General features: G+C 40.3%; 20 protein-coding genes. 11 read left to right on the top strand and 9 right to left on the bottom strand.

Annotated features, from left to right (window positions below; translation table 11 throughout):
* The first annotated feature begins 135 nt into the window (after nucleotides 1-135).
* The 3 genes from mraY (at nucleotide 136) to ACE1CI_RS15490 (ending at nucleotide 3,203) form a co-directional block, all read left to right on the top strand.
* Nucleotides 136-1,248 (top strand): phospho-N-acetylmuramoyl-pentapeptide-transferase, encoded by a 1,113-nt coding sequence (gene mraY / locus ACE1CI_RS15500; protein WP_413266348.1) that lies wholly within the window; start codon nucleotides 136-138, stop codon nucleotides 1,246-1,248.
* Nucleotides 1,249-1,453: 205 nt separating this feature from the next.
* Nucleotides 1,454-2,404 carry a glycosyltransferase family 2 protein gene (locus ACE1CI_RS15495; RefSeq protein ID WP_413266347.1) on the top strand — a complete coding sequence of 317 codons (951 nt, stop codon included), beginning with the start codon at nucleotides 1,454-1,456 and terminating at the stop codon, nucleotides 2,402-2,404.
* Nucleotides 2,405-2,519: 115 nt separating this feature from the next.
* Nucleotides 2,520-3,203 carry a response regulator gene (locus ACE1CI_RS15490; RefSeq protein ID WP_413266346.1) on the top strand — a complete coding sequence of 228 codons (684 nt, stop codon included), beginning with the start codon at nucleotides 2,520-2,522 and terminating at the stop codon, nucleotides 3,201-3,203.
* Between the two features lie 98 nt (nucleotides 3,204-3,301).
* On the opposite strand, the gene ACE1CI_RS15485 is transcribed toward ACE1CI_RS15490, so the two are convergent.
* The 3 genes from ACE1CI_RS15485 to ACE1CI_RS15475 all read right to left on the bottom strand — a co-directional run bounded on the left by ACE1CI_RS15485 (nucleotide 3,302) and on the right by ACE1CI_RS15475 (nucleotide 6,633).
* The gene (locus ACE1CI_RS15485; RefSeq protein ID WP_413266345.1) at nucleotides 3,302-4,024 is read right to left on the bottom strand and encodes a PHP domain-containing protein; all 723 of its coding nucleotides are present in this window, start codon (nucleotides 4,022-4,024) and stop codon (nucleotides 3,302-3,304) included.
* Between the two features lie 348 nt (nucleotides 4,025-4,372).
* Nucleotides 4,373-5,608, bottom strand: a complete 1,236-nt coding sequence (locus ACE1CI_RS15480) for a hypothetical protein (protein ID WP_459564126.1) — start codon at nucleotides 5,606-5,608, stop codon at nucleotides 4,373-4,375.
* Between the two features lie 365 nt (nucleotides 5,609-5,973).
* A complete protein-coding gene (locus ACE1CI_RS15475) occupies nucleotides 5,974-6,633 on the bottom strand; it encodes an L-threonylcarbamoyladenylate synthase (RefSeq protein ID WP_496615496.1) in 660 nt (219 codons plus the stop codon).
* A 277-nt stretch (nucleotides 6,634-6,910) separates the two neighbouring features.
* On the opposite strand from ACE1CI_RS15475, the gene larC reads away from it, so the two are divergent.
* Nucleotides 6,911-8,149, top strand: coding sequence for a nickel pincer cofactor biosynthesis protein LarC (larC, locus tag ACE1CI_RS15470; RefSeq protein WP_413266736.1), 1,239 nt, complete (start codon nucleotides 6,911-6,913; stop codon nucleotides 8,147-8,149).
* Nucleotides 8,150-8,788: 639 nt separating this feature from the next.
* Complete coding sequence (locus tag ACE1CI_RS15465) at nucleotides 8,789-10,486, top strand: S8 family peptidase (protein ID WP_413266735.1); 1,698 nt, start codon at nucleotides 8,789-8,791, stop codon at nucleotides 10,484-10,486.
* Between the two features lie 79 nt (nucleotides 10,487-10,565).
* On the opposite strand, the gene ACE1CI_RS15460 is transcribed toward ACE1CI_RS15465, so the two are convergent.
* The 6 genes from ACE1CI_RS15460 to ACE1CI_RS15435 form a co-directional block, all read right to left on the bottom strand.
* Nucleotides 10,566-11,663, bottom strand: coding sequence for an SGNH/GDSL hydrolase family protein (locus tag ACE1CI_RS15460; RefSeq protein WP_413266734.1), 1,098 nt, complete (start codon nucleotides 11,661-11,663; stop codon nucleotides 10,566-10,568).
* A complete protein-coding gene (locus ACE1CI_RS15455) occupies nucleotides 11,639-11,935 on the bottom strand; it encodes a hypothetical protein (protein WP_413266733.1) in 297 nt (98 codons plus the stop codon). Before ACE1CI_RS15455 ends, ACE1CI_RS15460 begins: the two co-directional genes overlap by 25 nt.
* A 276-nt stretch (nucleotides 11,936-12,211) precedes the next feature.
* Nucleotides 12,212-12,835 carry a DUF6658 family protein gene (locus ACE1CI_RS15450; RefSeq protein ID WP_413266732.1) on the bottom strand — a complete coding sequence of 208 codons (624 nt, stop codon included), beginning with the start codon at nucleotides 12,833-12,835 and terminating at the stop codon, nucleotides 12,212-12,214.
* Nucleotides 12,836-12,879: 44 nt separating this feature from the next.
* Nucleotides 12,880-13,452, bottom strand: coding sequence for a DUF6658 family protein (locus ACE1CI_RS15445; RefSeq protein ID WP_413266731.1), 573 nt, complete (start codon nucleotides 13,450-13,452; stop codon nucleotides 12,880-12,882).
* Nucleotides 13,453-13,651: 199 nt separating this feature from the next.
* Complete coding sequence (locus ACE1CI_RS15440) at nucleotides 13,652-13,957, bottom strand: WGxxGxxG family protein (protein WP_413266730.1); 306 nt, start codon at nucleotides 13,955-13,957, stop codon at nucleotides 13,652-13,654.
* A 268-nt stretch (nucleotides 13,958-14,225) separates the two neighbouring features.
* On the bottom strand, nucleotides 14,226-15,611 hold the full coding sequence (locus tag ACE1CI_RS15435; protein WP_413266729.1) for a Sll1247 family protein: 1,386 nt from the start codon (nucleotides 15,609-15,611) through the stop codon (nucleotides 14,226-14,228).
* Between the two features lie 1,566 nt (nucleotides 15,612-17,177).
* Between ACE1CI_RS15435 and ndhL the strand changes: the two genes are divergently transcribed.
* From ndhL to ACE1CI_RS15405, 6 genes are all read left to right on the top strand, one after another.
* Nucleotides 17,178-17,390 (top strand): NAD(P)H-quinone oxidoreductase subunit L, encoded by a 213-nt coding sequence (ndhL, locus tag ACE1CI_RS15430; protein ID WP_413266728.1) that lies wholly within the window; start codon nucleotides 17,178-17,180, stop codon nucleotides 17,388-17,390.
* 23 nt (nucleotides 17,391-17,413) lie between these two features.
* Nucleotides 17,414-17,716 carry a DUF3007 family protein gene (locus ACE1CI_RS15425; RefSeq protein ID WP_413266727.1) on the top strand — a complete coding sequence of 101 codons (303 nt, stop codon included), beginning with the start codon at nucleotides 17,414-17,416 and terminating at the stop codon, nucleotides 17,714-17,716.
* Between the two features lie 101 nt (nucleotides 17,717-17,817).
* Complete coding sequence (gene trpA, locus ACE1CI_RS15420) at nucleotides 17,818-18,612, top strand: tryptophan synthase subunit alpha (protein WP_413266726.1); 795 nt, start codon at nucleotides 17,818-17,820, stop codon at nucleotides 18,610-18,612.
* Nucleotides 18,613-18,627: 15 nt separating this feature from the next.
* Nucleotides 18,628-19,140, top strand: coding sequence for a DUF3122 domain-containing protein (locus tag ACE1CI_RS15415; protein ID WP_413266725.1), 513 nt, complete (start codon nucleotides 18,628-18,630; stop codon nucleotides 19,138-19,140).
* A gap of 399 nt (nucleotides 19,141-19,539) precedes the next feature.
* A complete protein-coding gene (locus tag ACE1CI_RS15410; protein WP_413266724.1) occupies nucleotides 19,540-19,923 on the top strand; it encodes a winged helix-turn-helix transcriptional regulator in 384 nt (127 codons plus the stop codon).
* A gap of 148 nt (nucleotides 19,924-20,071) precedes the next feature.
* Nucleotides 20,072-20,671 carry a pseudouridine synthase gene (locus ACE1CI_RS15405; RefSeq protein ID WP_413266723.1) on the top strand — a complete coding sequence of 200 codons (600 nt, stop codon included), beginning with the start codon at nucleotides 20,072-20,074 and terminating at the stop codon, nucleotides 20,669-20,671.
* Nucleotides 20,672-20,958: the final 287 nt, after the last annotated feature.

The following is a 20,958-nucleotide window of genomic DNA, read 5'->3' as shown; positions in this document are numbered from 1 at the left end:
GGGGAGGTAGGGAGAATAAACAGGTAATTAAATTGTTTTCATCACATTTCCCCGTCTCCCCATCCCCCCATCTCCCCATCTCCTCAGTCTTTCCAATTACCAAAATCAATTTATAGTGTGGAGTGAAGTATTTTCGTGGATGCTAAATCACTAGATAGCAGGTCACTCAAGTTATCAGGGGTGAGTCTGTCTGTAATCCTAGCAGTTGTATTGAGTGTGGTTGCGATTTTTCTGGATGGGAAAACAGGTAGATTTTTGAACTCAGGAGTTTCTTTGACACTGCCGTTTTGGGTTTGCGCCATAGCAACAGCTGGGTTAGGTTACTGGGTAGTACCACTATTGACTTCGCTAAAAGCTGGACAAGTAATTCGGGAAGATGGCCCACAAAGTCATTTAAAAAAAGGTGGCACTCCCACAATGGGAGGAATATTTTTCATCCCTGTAGGTGTCATTATCTCCCTAGTTTGGTCAGCTTTGAGTTTAGGAATAAAAGATTTCTCAACAGTAACAGCGGTTGCGGCATTAACTCTTGGTTACAGTTTTATCGGTTGGTTAGATGATTGGCAAATTTTACGCCGCAAATCCAACAAAGGCATTTCACCGAAAATGAAATTAGCATTGCAAATTGGTTTTGCCTTGTTGTTTTGTCTCTGGTTAGTTTGGCAGCAACCAGCGAATATTACCACGATCGATTTACCATTTGGTTTAGCATTACCTTTGGGTTTATTGTTTTGGCCTTTGGCAGTTTTTGTATTAGTAGCAGAAAGTAACGCTACAAATTTAACTGATGGAGTAGATGGGTTAGCAGGTGGACTTTGCGCGATCGCATTTTTAGGATTAGCAACCTTAGTCGCCCCAACTCATCCCGGATTAATGATATTTTGCGCCTGTTTAAGTGGCAGTTGTTTAGGATTTTTAGCCCATAATCGTAACCCAGCAAAAGTATTCATGGGCGATACAGGTTCTTTGGCATTAGGTGGCGCTTTAGCTTCCGTAGCCCTTTTAAGTAACACACTTTGGAGTTTATTTATCCTTAGTGGGATTTTCTTTATCGAAACCCTTTCTGTAATGGCACAAGTCAGCTATTACAAAGCGACAAAAGGGCCTGATGGAGTAGGAAAACGATTGTTTAAAATGGCACCATTACATCACCATTTAGAACTTTCTGGGTGGACAGAACTGCAAGTCGTTGGAACTTTTTACGCTATCAATGGGATTTTATATCTCCTCTGTTTGTTGATTCGCTAATATGTAATTGGGGATTGGTGACAGGGGATTGGGGAGATAAGTCAAAACTCGATCGGGATTTATGGATTTACATGATAATCAGGATTAATTAAGAAATCTGGTAAATCTATAAATCCTCGTCAAAGTTTCTCCTTAACTCAAAACTTAAAACTCAAAACTCTGTCCCCAGTCCCCAGTCCCTAGTCCCCAATCCCCAGTCCCCAAAATGAGCGACCAAGAAAAAGCTATATTGCCAAAAGTTTCGGTAGTCGTCCCAATTTATAACGGGGAAAATGATTTGCCGGATTTAATTAATTGCTTAAAATCACAAACTTATCCCATTGAACAAGTAGAATATTTTTTAGTAGATAATGCTAGTAGCGATCGCACTTCCACCATCATCCAAAACGCCGCCCAAAACTTCCCCCAAATTCACTACTTAGCCGAAACCAAAATTCAAAGTTCCTACGCCGCACGCAACGCAGGTATTCGTGCCGCCCATAGTCAAATTATCGCCTTTACCGACGCTGATTGTCGTCCTCAACCTCAATGGTTAACTCAATTAATTATACCATTTCAAGATAGCAATATTGGCATTGTTGCCGGGGAAATCATCGGATTACCAGGGAAAACAATCTTAGAAAAATATGCCCATAAGCAGGATGTTTTATCTCAAAAATATACCTTACAACATCCATTTTGTCCTTACGGTCAAACGGCTAACTTAGCAATTAGAAAAGAAATATTTGCTCAAATTGGGTTATTTCGTCCTTATTTAACTACTGGCGGTGATGCTGATATTTGTTGGCGCATTCAACGGGAAACTGAGTGGAAAATTCATTTTGCGCCTAAAGCGATCGTGCAACATCGTCATCGGTCTACATTAACAGAATTTCAAAGCCAATGGCGCAGATACGGAAAATCAAATCGCTATTTACATGAACTTTATGGCATTAATTTAATGACGAATGTTGACCCAAAAGAATATATTTATACTTGGGGTAGATGGATAGTGAAAGAAGTACCAATAACCAGTCTCAAAGCGATTTTCGGTAAAGCTAATTTTCTAGACTTACTAAATACTCCTTTAGGCTTAGTAAGCAAAAGTGCAAGATTTACAGGACAGCAGTCAGCACAACTTCCCGAAACAGCAAAAATCATTGAACGATTAGAATAAACTGCTTGGAAAACTTGGTAAAAGGAAGAATTACAAATTTTCCCCTTTGTACTGAATAAATTTCGTTACATTTAATAAAATAGTAAATAATTCTCAAGGTGATAAGGTGGTACAGATGCCAGGTCAACTTTTACTTGTCGATGATGAACCAGGTTTGCGCGAAGCCGTCCAAGCTTATCTAGAAGACAGTGAGTTCAACGTTAATGTTGCTAGTAACGCTACTGAAGGTTGGGAAAAGCTGCAAAGTAATCCGCCTGACTTAGTGATTACAGACATTATGATGCCTCAAGTAGACGGGTATCAATTTCTCAAGCAAATGCGAGAAGATCCACGTTTCAAATCATTACCAGTGGTATTTCTCACCGCTAGGGGAATGACGAAAGACCGCATTCAAGGATATCAAGCAGGTTGTGATGCTTATCTTTCCAAACCCTTTGACCCTGATGAGTTAGTAGCAATTGTAGAAAATTTGTTGGAACGTCGAGCATCTTCCGAAAAAAATGGAGAAGGTACAGATATAGAAGATATTGCCCGACAATTAGCAGAAATTCGGGAATTATTGAAGCAAAGACCTACGATCGCGCAATCCGACACCCACATTAAAATTGATTTGACCCCTAGAGAACAAAGTGTCCTAGACTTAGTGGCACAAGGGCTGATGAATAAAGAGATTGCCCGTCGGTTAGAAACTAGCGTTCGCAACGTCGAAAAATACGTTAGTCGCTTATTTAGTAAAACGGGCACCAACAGCCGCACCGAACTAGTCCGCTATGCCTTAGAACATGGTTTAACCAAGTAAAACTGGGTTTTTTTGGGACTGGGGACTAGGGCGGGGTTAGGGGTTAGGGGTTAGGGGGTAGGGGTTAGGGAAAAACTCCCCTGCTCCGAGAGTTCTCTTTACAGGCGCAACAGTAAATTAACCCCATGAGTATCAGTGCCACAAGTGTTCAACAAATTGTATGTGGCACTTAATTGTTGTACCTGTTTAGTTTGTTCGGGACTGGTACGCCAAGGATTAGGATTGTTGTAAGCATAATAAGTCTCTACTCCATCAATACCCAGACGGCTAGCTTCGGGAATTAAAGTAGTTGCAGCCAGACGATATCGCGCCGGATGTGCCAGTACTGCCAAACCACCAGCCTGATGAATAGCCGCGATCGCATTAGCTGCTTGAGCTTCTTCATCCATAGGGCTCACGCCTAGCAAATAGGTCAACATTGACGGATGTTGCGGGTTAAACGCATAACCTAGAATATGAACTTCAGTTCCCAGAAGTTTTGCGGTAATTTCTACCCCAGTCCACAGACGAGGCACTGACGTTTCCGGGTAAGAACGCTTCCATTCTTCTAGCCAATTGATGGCTTGATAGAAACCGTTAACACTGTGATGATCTGTGATAGCAAATCCTTTCAAACCAATAGCGATCGCTTGTTCCACCAAATGCTGTGGTTCTAACTTACCATCAGAACATTTGGTGTGGAGATGAAAGTTAAATTGCAGCGGACAACTCTCGGCATTGATGCTTTGGAACACTTCTTTGAGTCCTACCACATCTTGCGCCGCTAGTAGTTGGGCTGAATCTAAAAACTGGTTTCCCAGAGGGTTGCAAATTGCTGTCATAGAACTACGTCAGTTAGCGCTAAGCTGAGTGCTAAAAAAAGTAACTAACTGTTAAGACTAAGTTAGCAAATTTACCAGCAGAAGGCAGGGGCAGGGGGGCAGGGGGGCAGGGGGGCAGAGGGGCAGGGGGGCAGAGGGGCAGAGGGGCAGAGGGGCAGAGGGGCAGAGGGGCAGAGGGGCAGAGGGGCAGAGGGGCAGAGGGGCAGAGGGGAAAGGTAAATTTAATTCTCAAGAGTCTCCTTGTCCCAAGAGTCTCCTTGTCCCAAGAGTCTCCTTGTCCCAAGAGTCCCCTAGTCCCCTAGTCCCAAGAGTCCCAAGAGTCCCCAGTCAAGAGTCCCCAATCCCCAGTCACCAATCTCTGCTGTTTCGATTTTGCCAAGCTAGTTCTAGCAGTTGTGCCCAGCGTTTTTGGACTTGTTTTTGGGAGCATTTTAGGGCGGTGGCGATCGCTTGGTCGCTAAGTTGGTTACGCTTTAATTCCAGAAGTTGTTGCTGTTGGGGTGACAGATTGTGCCAGAACAGATCCCATTGCATAGAAGACATACCCAACTTTTGATCGAGATCTGCACCTAACCATTGATGAACTAACTGCCAGCGATCGGACCTGGCAAACTTTTCTACATAATACTTAAAGCGTTGTTGTAAATAATCTCGTTGCCGAGGAGTCAAACCGAGAATTTCGTCAATTTCTGGCGCTGACAAATCTTGCAATTTTAAAATCAAATATTTCACGCATTCTGGTTGTCCTTGCGCTGACAAATATTGAATCATCTCAGTAATTAAATTTTCTCGCAACAACGCTTCCGAACGATCGCTACTTTCCGATACCATAGAAGCCCGCACTTGTTGTAATGCGGATTCTTGCATAGATGCGCCTGGATCTTCACCTTTAGTTGACTCAGCAGCTAATTCAATATCTATTGATGTTTCCGCTGGTTGACGACGGGAAAAAGTCTGGGCGCGTAACACAATTAATTGCTGAGAAAGACCTGGTTTGACATAAATTTTGCGTCTGGCATATTGTTCGGTAAATGCTAAATACTCAGCAATTTCTAGGGAATGGCGCGGCGTGTAATTTTCCGGTAGTTCAGCTTCTTTACGAAAGACTTTCAGCGACTCCATATAAAAGTTTTGCAGGAAATCTTCGATCATGTTGTAACGAGTTTGAAAGCCAAGTTGCGATCGCATCGGAGCAATATAACGATACACAATTGCACCCAAAGTACTGTGTAACTCAACCCGACTTTGTTGAGAACCAAGATGATAATAATCCAAACATTTTTGTACCCGATGTTTGACTAAAGATATTTGCCAAGAACGAACCTCACCAGAATTTTGAATTCGGGAACTTTGCTGACAAATTCTGTCTACCTCTTTGGCAATTCGACTCGCCACCCCCTGCATAGAAGCCGGAGAAACTTTTCCCGAACTACCAGCTTTAATTTGCGATCGTAGTTCATTCCAAGCACGGTAAGTCAGAACATCAATATCTAAAGCTGACTCATTAGCAGAAAAATCTACATCTATATTTTCCGAGTTTAATAAACTTGTGCAGCTAGGTAAATTCATATACTCTACTCTCATAATTGACCTGACAAATGGATTACTTGACTACAAAAAATTTGTTCTTTTAAGTGTCTACACTTAAAATTTAGACAACTACGGTTTATTCATGTGCAAGTGATGTGTCACTGTCACAAGCTTTTTATTTCCTTAGTTAGACTGGACATCCAAAGTAGGTGCTTGCCCCAATAGAAGAAATCGCTAGATTACTTACCCAGAGGGAATTTTAAGCATTTTCACTCATGGTTATTCCCCCTGTTCCACTCCTCAAATTTACTCGTGCAGAGTGGACAATTTCCCAACTGGTAGATATTTGAGTTCTTAGCTTCGTTTTTTTGCCCCTGGAGCCCAAAAGAGCCCCTCTGCTCCCAGTGCTCCCTATCCCACTACCCAAACCAAGTCGCAGCAGTTTCCCATCCTATTCCTTGGCGTGTGATTTCGGGTGTTTCACTAGTGAGGTCTAGAATCGTCGAACCTACATAACGTGGTTCCTCGCCATTATCCACAATGATATCGACTAATTTTTCTAGGTGGTCGAACAGTTCCGCCTGGGAGAAGTGACCATTTTTTTCCACAGAAATTGGCGCAGACTCATCTTGATCTAACACATGGGCGGAAGTTGAAATAATCGGATTACCCAGAGCATTCAGCAAAGCTAGACACACCCGATGATCTGGAACTCGAATTCCGGTAGTTTTACGCTTTGGATTCATGACGATTTGGGGTACTAGCTTGGTTGTCGGTAAGATGAAGGTGTAAGTCCCTGGAATCAGGTGTTTCATAATCCGGTAAGCTGTATCTGTCACAAAAGCGTAGGTAGCTACATCAGATAAAGAAGGACAGAGAAAAGTGAGTGGCTTATCATTTGACATTTGTTTGATGCGCCTGACTCTTTGAATTGCTGATTTAGAAGATATGTCGCACCCGATCGCATAAACTGTATCCGTCGGGTATAACATTACCGCCCCACTTTTCAGGTCTTCCTTGATCTGCTCTACAATCCGAGTTTGGGGTGTCTCTGGGTGAATTTGGTAAACTGTAGCCATAATTTTTCGCTAGTAGGTATTCCTCTTGAAAAATTATCCATGACTATGACATGGGAGTACACCACACCGCTGCCTGTTAATAGGTAATCGTCTACAATCTTTTACATTGTCAATTATGTTCTCAAGCTTTGAAAGTACCATTTAGGGTACTTTTATTCAAAACTGCCGTCAGATCCCCGACTTCTTCTGTGAAGTCGGGGATCTAAATCAGATCCCCGACTTCACAGAAGAAGTCGGGGATCTAAATTCAGAAACTAATGACTAATCACAAAGGCAAATGAAAAAAGTAGCTTACCTGGAATGCCCGACTGGAATTGCTGGAGATATGTGTTTAGGCGCACTAGTTCATGCTGGTGTTCCTTTGGATTACTTAATAGAAAAGCTTAGTCTTTTGGGAATTTCTGATGAATACCAATTACGGGCAGAGTTGGTGCATCGCAATGGTCAGGAAGCCACAAAAGTTCATGTAGATTTAACTGATGACCACGATCATCATCACCATGAAGATCATCATATTCATGCACGCCATTTGCCAGAAATAGAAAGGATGATTTTAGCAGCCAGTTTGCCTAGTCAGGCAGAAAAGATGAGTTTAGCTGTGTTTCGGAAATTGGCAGAAGCAGAAGGTGCTGTTCATGGTGTCGCGCCGGAAAAAGTGCATTTTCATGAGGTAGGGGCGACTGATGCGATCGTCGATATTGTTGGTACTTGTTTGGGTTTAGATTGGTTAGGATTTGAGGAATTTTATTGTTCGCCTTTGCCTGTTGGTGGAGGTACAATTAAAGCGGCTCATGGTCAAATGCCAGTTCCAACTCCTGCGGTGTTAAAGTTGTGGTCATATCGGCAAGTCCCAGTTTATAGTAATGGAATTGAGAAGGAATTGGTTACGCCAACGGGAGCAGCGATCGCAGTTACTCTCGCCTCTGCTTTTGGTTCCCCTCCACCAATGACTATTGAAAAAGTTGGTTTGGGTGCAGGTTCTCGGCAATTACCTATTCCCAATATTCTTAGATTATGGATTGGTGAAGAAATCCCCTCAGCTACTACTAATAATTACCAGGCAACAAATACGGAATTAGAAACAATTGCGGTTTTGGAGACGCAAATTGATGATTTGAGTCCACAGGCAATCGCCTACACTTTTGATGCTTTATTCACAGCAGGCGCTTTGGATGTTTTCACTCAACCAATTGTCATGAAAAAATCCCGCCAAGGCGTGTTATTAACTGTCATCTGTCATCCCGAAACCCAATCAGCTTGCCAAACAGTTCTCTTCCGAGAAACCACAACTTTAGGAATTCGCCGTTCTATTCAACAAAGGTCAATTCTCCAACGGGAAATTCAAACAGTCTCAACACTTTATGGCGAAGTCAGGGTAAAAATCGCTGGTACGAATGGCAATATTACTAATGTTCAACCAGAATACGAAGATTGCGCCCAATTAGCCAAGGAAAACAACGTCAGTTGGCGAGAAGTACATCGATTAGCCTTGCAAAGTTGGTATGACAAAGCTTGACCTCATTTTTAATCAAATAATCAGCGAAACAGGTTAATATCTTTCGGATTTACTCTTGCCAAAAATGAAATTACTTTACTGTAGAGACGTTTCAGGTAACGTCTCTATTTTTGTCACTTTATTGTAGAGTTTGTTAAACATAACATAATTCTTAAGATTTTTCATCATTCCCATTACAGAATTCAAAAAATTAGCTGGTAACTAAAACTACATTAATTAATTAGTTGGCAAAACTTAATTAACCCGGAATTTTTCTAGTTAGTCGGGTGAAGAATGATGCAGTTTGCCCGATTAATCAAGTTTTTAGTTAACTAAATTAGAGATTAACTATTAGGGAAAAGATTAACTAATTTTCAAATTAATCAATCAGTAAATATTTTCACTGAGAAAGCGATCGCCAAATATAACAAACACATTAATTAACCTCATTTTTTTCAGTAAATTATGTTAGTTCCGGTTAGAGGTTTGGGTAATATAAGCTAGGTTTTCTGGGCTTCTTGATCTGTTAGATTCAGCCAGACATAGCTGTTTCTATCTACCAGAAAACTGCGATCGAGAAATATTTTGGGTTGAGGATTTCCTTCAATTTCAACCCAGAAATGTCTTTATGCGTGCAGCATAAAGTAAATCATTAACAGTATGGCTACCGGAAACTTTTCAGATTTTATTGATGTCAATTTTTACCGCCAAAGCAATCCTGATTTGGCTAATTTGACTGATGCTCAACTATTAAACCACTTCAATACAGTGGGAATCGATCAAGGGAGAGTTTTTTCACCTTTTGTTGATCTAAAATATTATCAGCAAAACAATCCGGGGTTGGCTGGTTTCAGCAATCGTCAATTGTTGGAGCATTTAGTAAATAATGGACTCAATGAAGGCCGAGTTTTCTCTCCTTATCTAGACCTTAATTATTACCGTCAGAAAAACCCTGATTTGTCTAGTTTCACTAACAAGCAACTTTGGGATCATTTCAACAAAATTGGTTTTGCAGAAGGACGAACATCTTCACCAATACCTTACAATAGTACTTCCGGTTTTGGTTTAGCGAATTCTGCCGCTGCTGTTGCCTCTGCTACCGGAAAAGCTGCCTTTGCAGAAGTTGCCAATTTAGGTGGAAATAGTTGGAATTTGGATGCGATTAAAGCGCCCGAAACTTGGAGTAAAGGTTACACAGGGCAAGGAATTGTTGTCGCTGTTGTAGATAGTGGAGTTGATTATAAACACAGCGATTTAGATGGGAATATTTGGGTTAATACCAAAGAAATCGCCGGAAACGGAAAAGATGATGATGGCAACGGTTATATAGATGATGTTCGTGGTTGGGATTTCGTTAATAGTGATAACGATCCAATGGATTTACAAGGGCATGGTACTCACGTTGCAGGTACAATTGCTGCCGAAAATAATGGTTTTGGTGTAACTGGAGTAGCACCCAATGCCAAAATTATGCCTGTCAGAGTGCTGGATGCTTCTGGCAATGGTTCTGTACTTGATGTAGCTGCGGGAATTCGCTATGCTGCCGATAATGGAGCGAAAGTAATTAATCTTAGTTTAGGTACAGATATTAGTAATCCAGCACAAGCTTCAGCTATTAAATATGCCGCTGAAAAAGGAGCAATTGTAGTTTCTGCGGCAGGAAATTCCAGCCAACTTCAACCAGGCTTTCCAGCCAGATATGCTACCCATTTTGGTATTGCTGTAGGTGCAGTAAATAAAAATAATCAAATGGCAACTTTTTCTGATTTAGCAGGAAAGTTACCTTTAGATTATGTGGATGCTCCTGGGGTGGGTATTTACTCTACTTTTCTGGGTAATAGCTACAAAAGTATGAGTGGTACATCAATGGCATCGCCTCATATTGCCGGAGTAGCAGCATTAGTTTTAAGTGCTAATCCCAATCTCACACCTGTACAAGTGGAAAGGATCTTAACTAAAACGGCTAATTCCACAGTTGTTCAGCCATCAAGTCAAGTTTCTAGTAGTAGTTTTTCTGCTAATTCCAGTCAAGTTTCTAGTGCCACTGTTGATAGTTTGACTGGAGATAAAATCGATCGGATAACTGGTGATTTTATTGGGGAAAATGTGCCAGTAACTCAGAGCATTGCTAGGGTAGATTCAGATTTAATCATTCATGGTCAAAGTGAGGCTGATTCTTTAGTACCTTCTTATAGTCCTATCCAAGAATCATCTATTGTTGATTTCAGTAATGAACAGCATTTCTTAGGTAATACTGAGCGGATGAGTATGCGGGATATTTTGTGCGATCGCGGACTAGGCACCGACACTAACAACACCTGGACGCAGATAACTGAAACCAGAGAATTCTTAAAGTAAAAAAGGCTAGTTATGAGGACTTCAGTCCTATTTTTACAGGAGTTAAGGACTGAAGTGCTTACAACAAACTAGAAACTTTTTAGACAATTTGTACTACTTCTTTAACAGCAGTAGTTGCTTTCAAAGCTGTGTCAGCAACAAAAGAGTGAGTGCGAGTTGTTGGGTGGATTAAATCCCAGAATAAATATTCATTTGGATTAATTCCCTCTGGGATGGGAAAACCGCGCAAACTTGGGTCTGCACCTGCTCCGGGTACTACATTACCAGTAACATTTGTGAAGCCAAAAGCAGTGGGATTGGCGATCGCATTATTAATCAGCGTAAATACATCAACCGGAATAATATTGATGTTACGATTTTGTTCCAAAGTTGCTAAACTTGCAGCTAAAGTACTATTATGAGCCGCTGATAGTTGAGTGAAAAATTGTTGTGCTATTGGCCCTCTACTCGCTGTTCCAGGGTTGGCTGCTAAATTTGGTAAATTCGGAACCATAAAGTTTCTTGCCCCTACAGCAGCAAGTTTTGTTACCGCAGTAGCTATATTATTTACAACACTTGTTATGTCAGTTACTCCTGCCCCCAAATAATCATTAGCACCCCCATAAATTACATACAACGCATTAGGATCGGCCTGACGATTAGTAATCACAAAACCATCAATTTCTTGCTGTAATCCTGGTAAAGGAGGTACCCCAGGAATACCGCTTGTATTTTCAGTACCAGTTGTTGCACCACCCAGGGCAAAATTATTAGCTGAATTAACAGTTAATCCTAATGTTGGGGCTAAATATTCTACCCAAATTGGGCCATTAGAAAACCTTCCATTAAAATAAGGTGGACTAGGCGGAACTGCACCTTGAGTTAAAGCAAATGTATTACCAACATCGGAAAGACTATCGCCAAAAACAAACATTTGACTAAACAGCAGGCGCGGAATTCTGCCTTCAAATTGACCATACTGAATATAGTGTTCTACTCCAGTAATTCTGTTTGTTTGTACTGCCTGAGCAACATCTGAATTCCGTTGGAGATAAAAGGTACTATCAAAAAAGCGGCTAGGATTTCGACCTTCTTTGGCACCATTTTCAACATAGTGTTCAATTCCAGTAATTACATCTCTGCCAACTGCTGCATTAACGTCAGGGTTATTACTCAAATAAAAGCTAGTATCAAACAAAAAAAAGGGCTCCGTCCTTCTTTTTGTCCCGCACTAATAAAATGTGCAAATGCTGTGGTCGCATTAGCATTTACTACATTAGCTATATCAACATTTTGTTGCAGATAATAAGCTGTATCAAAAAAAGCACTAGGATTTCGTTTTTCAAATTGCCCAAATTGCAGAAAATGTTCTAAACCATTGCGGAACAAACCGTTGGCAATAGCTGCTGCTACATCGGCGTTAGTCTGGCGATAAAAAGTTTCGTTAAATAGGTCGCTGTTAGTCAACATAATTCTTTTTCCAAATTAATAAAAACTACTTGAGAGCAATGAATATCTGTTGGCTAGTAGTGCCAGCCTCTAATAAGCTAAACAAAAATCAGGTAAGTTTACATTAATTACCCAGAAACTTACCTGATTCGTTATTTTTGTTGGTGGTAAATGAGCGATCGCTAATGCAGCATGGCAGAGATAACCAATCAGTTGAAAAAAGCTGAAAAGCTGACTGTAAAAGTCTTATACTGTAAAAGCCTTATTTCCTTGGAGCCTTCTGCCTTCTTGCACTAATTACTCCACATCTACAGAGTGATTACTAAAAGCTCGCTGACTATTATCTAAAGCTCTGTCTGCCTGAGATTTCAAAGAATTGGAAATTTTGTCACTTGCTTTAGCTGCATCACGAGCAGTATTTTTGGCATTTTGTGTTGCTTCTTCTACAACATTAGGTACAGATTTAGCAGCGTTTTGGGTATTTCCTTTCAAATTTTCTACGCCACGTTGAGTACCTTTAGTTACATCTTTAGCCGTGTTTTTAGTTGATTCACCAATATCTTTTGTCAGGTTTTCAACTCTTTCGTTTAATGGTGTACCACTGGTATAGTTGTCGGCATATTTTTCAAAGCTGTCAGCACCCTTTTGGATGTTTCCTTCCGCCTTATTTACAAGGTCATTAGCCTTACTATTTAGGCCGGAAGTATTCGCTCTTGGATCGACATCACTATAACCGTTCATGCCACCTCTGTAAGGGGAAGAAACAGCATTTGACGGAACTTCAGGTCTGCCATTTTTGTCTAGCGCGTTTGCTGGGCCATCGCTACAAGCAGTGGTAACTATTACTAAAACTCCAGCCAGAAAAACAGTTAAAACTCGGAACAAACGAGTAGGATTGAGAAAAGAAATTATTTGTTTCATGTTTTACTCCTTGTTGATTGTTTGATGTTTAGTTAGCAAAGAAATTATCTTTCTTTAGCAGGGTTAATTTGCAACTCTGGTTCTGTTGGTTGTCCCAATTTATCTTTGATAAAAGCTGAAGCGTCTTTGAATGTTTCGCCAACTCTTTCTAAAATTTGTGCATCGGGATCGTTGCGATTAATTACCCCTTGACGAGGTGCCGGAATTTGAGTAACAGATTTTTCTAATTCCTTCTCTCCTCTTGGGCCAATATCGGGATTCCTAGTGCTAGTAGCATCAGAGCCAGGGTAGAGTAAATCAGTTGCGTCGCTCTCAATATTCGCAGCAATTAACTGATGAGAAACTAGCTGAAGATCTGCTCTATTGTTACGCTCTTTATTGACAGTTTCACTGTTCACCCTTGGATCGCTAGATGCCTTAAAATTGGTGTAACCATCTCCACCATTTTTGTAAGGATTATTTGCGCCTCCAGCTTGTACGGGAGGATTATTTGGACGTGCGCCTGTGACATTGCCGCTATTACAAGCAGTCATAAAAAATAGCGCTATTCCCGCTAAGAAAACCGTCAATATTCTGCCCAATTTAGGCTTTTTAAAGAAATTAGTTAAACTTCTCACCAACCCGTCCTCATTATTTTTTACCAACGCTTATTAACATAGAAATTAAATACTAAATTCTCCATCTAACTGAGGTTACATTCTTTTTGAAACTTTCAGTAAACATTTCTCTAACTAGAGAGAGAGTCATAACAACAAAGAGCTTTAGGACAATTTCCTAAAGCCCTTTCCTACAGATATTTTTGCTTATGACTTTAAATTAATATCTGGTACCTGGACGAGAAGCTTCATCAGGTTCACGGTAACGCACTGGTTCTTCATGTTTGTTGCGACCAGCTAAACCAGCTAAACCAATTAAACCTAGTAAACCCAACCAACCCCAATCAAAACCGTCTCTGTTGTCTCTGGTGTAATCAGCAGTTCCAGTAGTGGTATTAGTACCACCAGTAGTTGTATCACTACTTGTACCAGTTTGAGCGGAAGCAGGTAATGCCAGAGGTAAAGAAGCTAAACTTAAAGTTACTAAGCCAGCGCCGATAAACTTGGACAGTTTGTTAGTTTTCATGTTAAATTTCTCTCCCTTTTATTAAGCCTTTTGCAATCTTCAACAGAATCCAAAACTATTGAGATATCTGATTTGTTTTATGCAAGCTAACTGCATAGCTTTACTATGATGGTGCAAAATTAAATCTGAACCATCATCAATCTTCAGCTAGAGAATCTTTAACCCTAGAACTCACCCTTGAGACATAGGCAAAATTTTTAGGATCAATCTCTCTATTCTGGGGATAAATCATCTAAAAACTTTCAGCATAATACAAGCTACTGTGTAATCACCCTTCGGTGGGTAATTCTTCTTTGTTTACTTCTTCCTCTAATTGTTTTTCATCCACAAGATAGCTGGGTATTTTATTATCTTGCTTAAGTTGAGAAAAAATTCTCCAAGTATTCCAATTCCAGTTGCGATCGCTACTAGAACCATTACCATTGTCATCCTGCATATTCACTAAATTGTATTCCACATTCTCCGCATAAATGGCAAAGGTAATATTAAATAACTCCAAAAAGTAAATAATCCACTGGCATTCTGCTTCGGGATATTTCTGATAGTACTCAATTAACGTGGCAACACAAGTCTCTAAGTGCGATCGCGAATTCGGAGATATTAAAATAATTTTTAATAACACTACTACCAAAGTTAAAGGATTTCCTTGGGACAACAGTAAAACAAACAATTCTGCCGGGTCTTGTCTGTTTTCAGTCGTCAAAAAATCAATCACACGATTGCAACTTCTTAAAATCAATGCCGGATTTAATAAGTCTTCATCATGTTGGTCATACATTGTCTCTAATTTAGCTGACAAATTTTGATTGAAGAGATTAACAACTCTTGGGTTTTTAACGGAAAAAAGTAAATAATTGCTCAGGCTTTTCTTATAAAATTTATAATTTATATTCTCCGTCTGTTTCTGAAAAATATTCGCCAAATTGGTGTAGCTAAAAGGGCCACGCTTGACTAAAATCCTCTTAATCAGACGTAAAACATCATCACCCAAACCTGTAGGATTTACTAAATTCCTGTGATTGCTGCCAGCAGACTGCGTATAAGCAGTATACATAGCCAAATCAAATTTAAACTTATCTTTTAATTCTTTAGAAAGCGCCTTAGCAGCTGCTCTCTGTTCTTCTGGATTCCTCAAATCCATATATTGTGGCACTAAAAGATAACAAGCATAACGATGCGCCCAATGTCCTTCTGTATCAAAACGCGAAGCAAATAACTTCAGTTCTTGATAATCCTTACTGTTAATAAAATTACTCAGCCAATACCGAATCCGATTCAAATTTTGGGAAATAGTTTCTTCATGAATTTTCGGCTCATTAAAAGCTTCAATTAACTCTTGAATCGATTTCCGCCTTCTAGTGGCATCCCAATTGTTAATTAAAATATAACAAGAACGTTTGAGTGTATTTCTAAACTCAGTTTCGTTATTCTCAAAAACGATTTTGTAGAGAGCTTGAATAACTTCCTGCTTAGCTACTTCTGTTTGATAGATAAACAAGTTTTTAAATTCTTGTAATACCATTTCAGGAGGCCACTGCCTAACAATGTTAAGCAGAAACCTATAAATAATATCCTGTGACCTTTGTAGACGTGAACCTTGACTGTTTAGCTCGATAGAACTATCCCGATCATGCACCGAAGGTTGATGATTCATGTTTAATCCGCCTGAAGTGGTAGTGCTTCCTAATAATTAGATTGTGTCGAATAACGCTACGGGCACCCTGATTTCATTTGGTTGCAGTCTAACTTAGAGTAGCTCAATTGTACAAGATCTGTGCTGAACAGTTTTGATTCTAAATCAGAGCTTCTCTTATAGTTGTAGGTTTGATAGACAAATAACTCACGCAGCCAACGACAACAGTTTGCGATCGCAGGCATCGATCGATTTGAGAGGTCGGCTATTAATTATTAGCGACTTAAATCCCTTCTGCTTAGATGTAATTCTGGCTAAGTTATTCAGACCTATATCAATCCCGGCTATGGCTTCAAACCTTAGCGGAGATTAACTACAAAGTCACAATAGCCTATATATTTTCTGTCTATGTTCTAATATTTACTTGCTATTTTTTTCTATTTTAATATTTTTTAATAATTATTTTCTCATTAATTGCTATTCAGGTCATTATTGCGATCGTCCTCAGAAACATCACAAAGCAGTTACCAGCCTAATTTCGGTAACTGCTTATCTTATCTATTAAACCTTTTGACACTCTCGCCGTTAATCCTGACGGATGTAACGGGAGATTCTTGGGCTGAATCTTGCCTCTACCAACTCGTGTCAGCTTTGGTCTTACAGTTTCATACTTAGTCCGACTACACCTTTTAGGGCAAGCACTCTTATGGACTACTCCCCAAGCGTAACTTTCCGTATGCCCTACGGTAGTTTATTTAGTTCTTCTTATCTCCCACCTATACCATATTTTTTAGAGGGCAGTGAGGTATTGGGGCAACCCACTGGGGCTGGTGACACTAGCCTTTTTGCAACGGTCAGTTCGCGTGCCACGACTACACATCTGATTTTCCGATTATCCCAATTTTACAAAAAAAAGATGGATTCGTGCATCTCAATTTGAGGAACGTTGGTCGCAATTCATCTCCCGTTACAACGCAGTTTAACGGGAGATGAATTGCTCCATTAGATAAGATTATGGGGGCAGAGGGACTTGAACCCTCACGACCTTTTACGGTCAACGGATTTTCATTCTCTCGCAGCTTTCGCTACTGCCTGAAACTATAACTCAGGCTTTGAGAATTGGACTCTCCCTTTACCCTCGGCTTCACGTTAGGGTAGCTCCCGTCGAGTCTCTGCACCTTCCAAAAAGTTTTGAGTTACTACTCTTTACCCTTTTGGCTTGGCTCAGGATTGCCATATCTGTCACCAGATTTAGGTTTCCCTGAATTTGAGAGCCGTCACTTGCAGGATTTCTCCTCCAAGGCTCAGTTTTCTAAGTCCGTAGCGTCTACCATTCCGCCACACCCCCGAACTCGGCTTGAAATTCCAGCCTTTTTCGGTTGGATATTCATCTTACCGCAAAAATCTGAATTTGCACAATTGTTTAGAAAAAATTTTTTGGGAAACGACGGCAGAAGGCAGAAGGTCAAAATTCTGGGCATCTCAAGAGTCCCCGTTCCCCGTTCCCTCTTTAGACCAATAACCTGTAAAATGATCGAGTACCCTTCCCTACCGCGCTTAGTGTTGTTGCTGTAGACAAGAAAAACTATGCTGATTGCACTTTTGTATTTAATCTTGGGTGGAGCTTATTTGGTCGTAGTTCCTTTGCTAGTGTTTTTCTATATGCAAAAACGCTGGTACACTTGCGGCTCTTTCGAGCGCGGTTTTATGTACTTTCTGGTGTTCTTCTTTTTTCCCGGATTGTTGGTACTCGCGCCGTTTTTGAATTACCGACCTAAGCGGCGACAAATAGAAGCATAAACTTTATTATCGGTCAACCCTAAATGCGTCGGATTGACATTATTTATATAGGCTTGGGAATTTTCCTGGCTGGTGGATTAGCTTTCCTAGTGCTACAACTGGTAGGCTTAGATAGTCAGCAAGCGGGGATTTGGAGTCAGGCTTTGCTGATTTTTGGGTTAATTGGTTGGTTGCTGACTTATTTGTTTCGGGCTGGTACTAAACAGATGACTTACAATCAGCAATTGAAGGATTATGAAGAGGCGGTTTTGCAAAAGCGCCTCGAAGAAATGACTCCTGAAGAACTAGAAAAGCTTCAGGCAGAAATTGAACAAGAAAAAAAATAGTTTGGTTAGTGGTTAGTAGCTGGGTGTAAGCAGAATGCTAAGATTGACATCCAGCAGCTAACCGCTATTAATTGAGTTTTTGATTTATTAATTTTGAGAAAATGACATCTATTTCCGATCGCTTTCAGTCTTTACGCTCTCAGTCCCAATGCGCTTTAATTCCATTTATTACCGCTGGCGATCCGGATTTGCAAACGACGGCTCTTGCGTTAAAGGTTCTCGATCGCAATGGTGCTGATATTATTGAATTAGGTGTGCCTTATTCCGACCCTTTAGCCGATGGGCCAGTAATTCAAGCCGCAGCAACTAGAGCCTTACAAAATGGTACAAAGTTGGATGATGTACTCACAATGTTAGGCAATGTCATCCCAGAATTAACAGCGCCCATAGTATTATTTACTTATTACAATCCAATTATTCATCGGGGAATCGAAAACTTTTTGCAGCAACTTTCCCAAGTGGGAGTCAAAGGTTTAGTTGTTCCCGATTTACCTTTGGAAGAAGCCGAAAGTTTACTTAAACCAGCTAGTGAATTGGGCATTGAGGTAATTTTATTAGTAGCACCAACTAGTTCTCCAGAAAGGATAAAAGCGATCGCCCAAAAGTCCCAAGGTTTTATTTACTTGGTGAGCGTAACAGGTGTTACCGGAATCCGATCGGGATTAGAGTCACGAGTGGCAGATTTACTCCAACAAATGCGCCAAACTACTGATAAACCTATAGGTGTCGGTTTTGGGATTTCTGCACCGGAACACGCCAAACAAGTTAAAGATTGGGGTGCAGATGCGGCTATTGTGGGAAGCGCTTTTGTCAAGCGGTTGGCAGATGGTACACCAGCAGCAGGATTAACAGCTATTGGCGAATTTTGTCAGAGTTTAAAAGGGGCGATCGCTTAATTCTCATACTTGACTATGGAAAAGTTAGTTTCTCGATTCATATTATTATGTGGGTTGGTATTGCTGTTTTTCTGTATTCCAGTTAACTTAATTTGTCCAAGCGCGATCGCAGTTCTCCGCGAATATCAAGATGCACCCGGAGTAATGCGATATCAATCCCAACATTCCCTCCGAGATGCTACAGGATACTCTTGGCAAGTAATACTTTTTAAACAATTTCCGCCCGAGCGATCTCCACAATTTATTCTCCGGTTAGTAGGTTTTCCCGGTATAGTGGAGATTGCCCATCCTCAAGCATTAGAAATTACCACTAACAGCAGTAAATTACTCACAGCAACAGATTTGTTGGCAACAGAATCTCCTGCCCCTAACGTTGGTCAGTATAACGTTACGAATTTAATTGATCAACTACCCCATAATAGCTTTTTAAAACTTACTATACCCCTAACAGACAACAAAAATATCACTCTAAAAATCCCGAAGTCTATACTTATTGAATGGGAATGGTTGGCAACAGAAATTGAGTGAGAATTTAGTTATTTTCAGTGGTATTTTTAGAGATAAAACCACCCCAAATATCTCACTTAGTTAAAAAAATATTTTGACAAATTGCTAAGTTTCTCTGGATAACTTAGCAATTGTAACTTGATAAAAAATGGAAATTGCTTTGATTTTATACCCATTTGGTGCGATCCTAGAGTATTTTATAAAGAATTAAGCTCTCAGTCAGCCGTATCCTATAATCCTACTTGTCACTGTGAATAAGCGGAATTGTCCCATAAATAAAGCTTTCTTGTAGGGCAGATTAAGTGGTGAAATAAACAGTTAAATGGTAAAGATTTGCAAAAAAACGGAAGTGAAACTATAAAATTTTTTAAAATAGAATTGAGAAACCGAATCCGAATCCAGAGAAATTACAGGCAGATCATGTTAGATACTAAAGATTGCTTGGAAAACAAATGCCCAATTCAGTTTACCTTAGACTTGATTGGCAATAAGTGGTCTATCCTAATTCTGCGAGAACTTTTCTTAGGCGATCGCCGCACGCACCAGTTTTTAGATGCCTTACCAGGAATTAGCAGTAAAACATTAACCATTCGACTGCGCGAATTAGAAGCATACGGTTTAGTGCAACGCCAAGTCTATCCAGAAATTCCCCCTCGCGTAGAATACTCACTCACAGAAAAAGGCAGAGAAATTCAACCAGTGATGAGTGCCTTATATCGTGTCGGACAACACTGGTTAAAAGAAGATGCTTGTGTTTGTCCCTTGGAAAAAACCATATTCGCTGAACTGGAAAAAGCCAGTTAAATAGCATTTTTAATCGGAGATTTGCTTTTAAAATTGATAATAATTCACATTGACACTCTATCCGTCAAGCTTTGCTGCGACGGGATTCTTCTTGCGGGAAAGTGATAAAATTTGTGGATTATATTAACGTTTTGATATCTAGGAGAACGTGCGACACAAATATATACTTTTTTACAAACCATACAACGTCTTGTGCCAGTTTACAGACGAAAAGCAAACTGCTGATAAAACTAGACAAACCCTGAAAGACTATATTTCCATTCCTGAAATATATCCAGTAGGACGTTTAGACCAAGACAGCGAAGGACTACTATTACTGACAAATGATGGGAAATTACAACATTTTTTGAGCGATCGCCGCTACAAACACCCACGCACATACTGGGTACAAGTAGAAAGAATCCCTGAACCAACCGCCCTAAACCAACTCCGCCAAGGAGTAAAAATCCAAGACTACCAAACAAGACCAGCGTATGTAGAACTTTTGCCCACCGAACCCATATTACCACCCCGCGATCCGCCAATTCGGTTTCGCAAAAACGTACCCACAGCTTGGTTAGAGATGACACTCACAGAAGGTAGAAATCGACAAGTCCGAAGAATGACAGCAGCAGTGGGTTATCCTACCTTAAGATTAGTGAGAGTAGCAATTGCTCATTTGGGTTGGGAAGGTTTAGCACCCGGAGAGTGGCGAGAGTTAACTCCAGAAGAACTAAAACCATTATTGCGTCTGAACAAAGTAAATTAACGTCCACCCAAATCTAAATTCTTTGTTTAAATTAAGTGAGAAGTTTTAGCAGCAATCCCCATCGATCGCAATTCAAAATGCAACAATGGGAAAAGAGAATTTGGAATTGTTTATCAGTTAGCCTTGACTTGGGAGCTATAAATAAACAAAGATCTCTAACTCTACTTCTTTACCCTAGTGCAGCGTGGCAAAAATAACTATACAGTTAACAATAAGTGATTAAGCCTTGTATAAGCTTTCTTGCCTTAGAGCCTTGGAGCCTTCTTGCAAAGCGCGATCGTATCCAA

This window comes from Floridaenema flaviceps BLCC-F50 (assembly GCF_041929275.2).
Lineage (GTDB): Bacteria > Cyanobacteriota > Cyanobacteriia > Cyanobacteriales > Aerosakkonemataceae > Floridanema > Floridanema flaviceps.
This window is presented reverse-complemented; position numbering and strand designations above follow the sequence as displayed.

What these genes read in the sequence shown, in the direction of transcription:
- ACE1CI_RS15485 (WP_413266345.1), bottom strand. Translation starts at nt 4,024, where the DNA reads ATGACAGCAATTTGCAACCCTCTGGGAAACCAGTTTTTAGATTCAGCC.
- ACE1CI_RS15495 (WP_413266347.1), top strand. Translation starts at nt 1,454, where the DNA reads ATGAGCGACCAAGAAAAAGCTATATTGCCAAAAGTTTCGGTAGTCGTC.
- ACE1CI_RS15475 (WP_496615496.1), bottom strand. Translation starts at nt 6,633, where the DNA reads ATGGCTACAGTTTACCAAATTCACCCAGAGACACCCCAAACTCGGATT.
- ACE1CI_RS15440 (WP_413266730.1), bottom strand. Translation starts at nt 13,957, where the DNA reads ATGAAAACTAACAAACTGTCCAAGTTTATCGGCGCTGGCTTAGTAACT.
- ACE1CI_RS15455 (WP_413266733.1), bottom strand. Translation starts at nt 11,935, where the DNA reads ATGTTGACTAACAGCGACCTATTTAACGAAACTTTTTATCGCCAGACT.
- ACE1CI_RS15425 (WP_413266727.1), top strand. Translation starts at nt 17,414, where the DNA reads ATGCGTCGGATTGACATTATTTATATAGGCTTGGGAATTTTCCTGGCT.
- ACE1CI_RS15410 (WP_413266724.1), top strand. Translation starts at nt 19,540, where the DNA reads ATGTTAGATACTAAAGATTGCTTGGAAAACAAATGCCCAATTCAGTTT.
- trpA (WP_413266726.1), top strand. Translation starts at nt 17,818, where the DNA reads ATGACATCTATTTCCGATCGCTTTCAGTCTTTACGCTCTCAGTCCCAA.
- ACE1CI_RS15450 (WP_413266732.1), bottom strand. Translation starts at nt 12,835, where the DNA reads ATGAAACAAATAATTTCTTTTCTCAATCCTACTCGTTTGTTCCGAGTT.
- larC (WP_413266736.1), top strand. Translation starts at nt 6,911, where the DNA reads ATGAAAAAAGTAGCTTACCTGGAATGCCCGACTGGAATTGCTGGAGAT.
- ndhL (WP_413266728.1), top strand. Translation starts at nt 17,178, where the DNA reads ATGCTGATTGCACTTTTGTATTTAATCTTGGGTGGAGCTTATTTGGTC.
- ACE1CI_RS15480 (WP_459564126.1), bottom strand. Translation starts at nt 5,608, where the DNA reads ATGAGAGTAGAGTATATGAATTTACCTAGCTGCACAAGTTTATTAAAC.
- ACE1CI_RS15415 (WP_413266725.1), top strand. Translation starts at nt 18,628, where the DNA reads ATGGAAAAGTTAGTTTCTCGATTCATATTATTATGTGGGTTGGTATTG.
- ACE1CI_RS15490 (WP_413266346.1), top strand. Translation starts at nt 2,520, where the DNA reads ATGCCAGGTCAACTTTTACTTGTCGATGATGAACCAGGTTTGCGCGAA.
- ACE1CI_RS15465 (WP_413266735.1), top strand. Translation starts at nt 8,789, where the DNA reads ATGGCTACCGGAAACTTTTCAGATTTTATTGATGTCAATTTTTACCGC.
- ACE1CI_RS15435 (WP_413266729.1), bottom strand. Translation starts at nt 15,611, where the DNA reads ATGAATCATCAACCTTCGGTGCATGATCGGGATAGTTCTATCGAGCTA.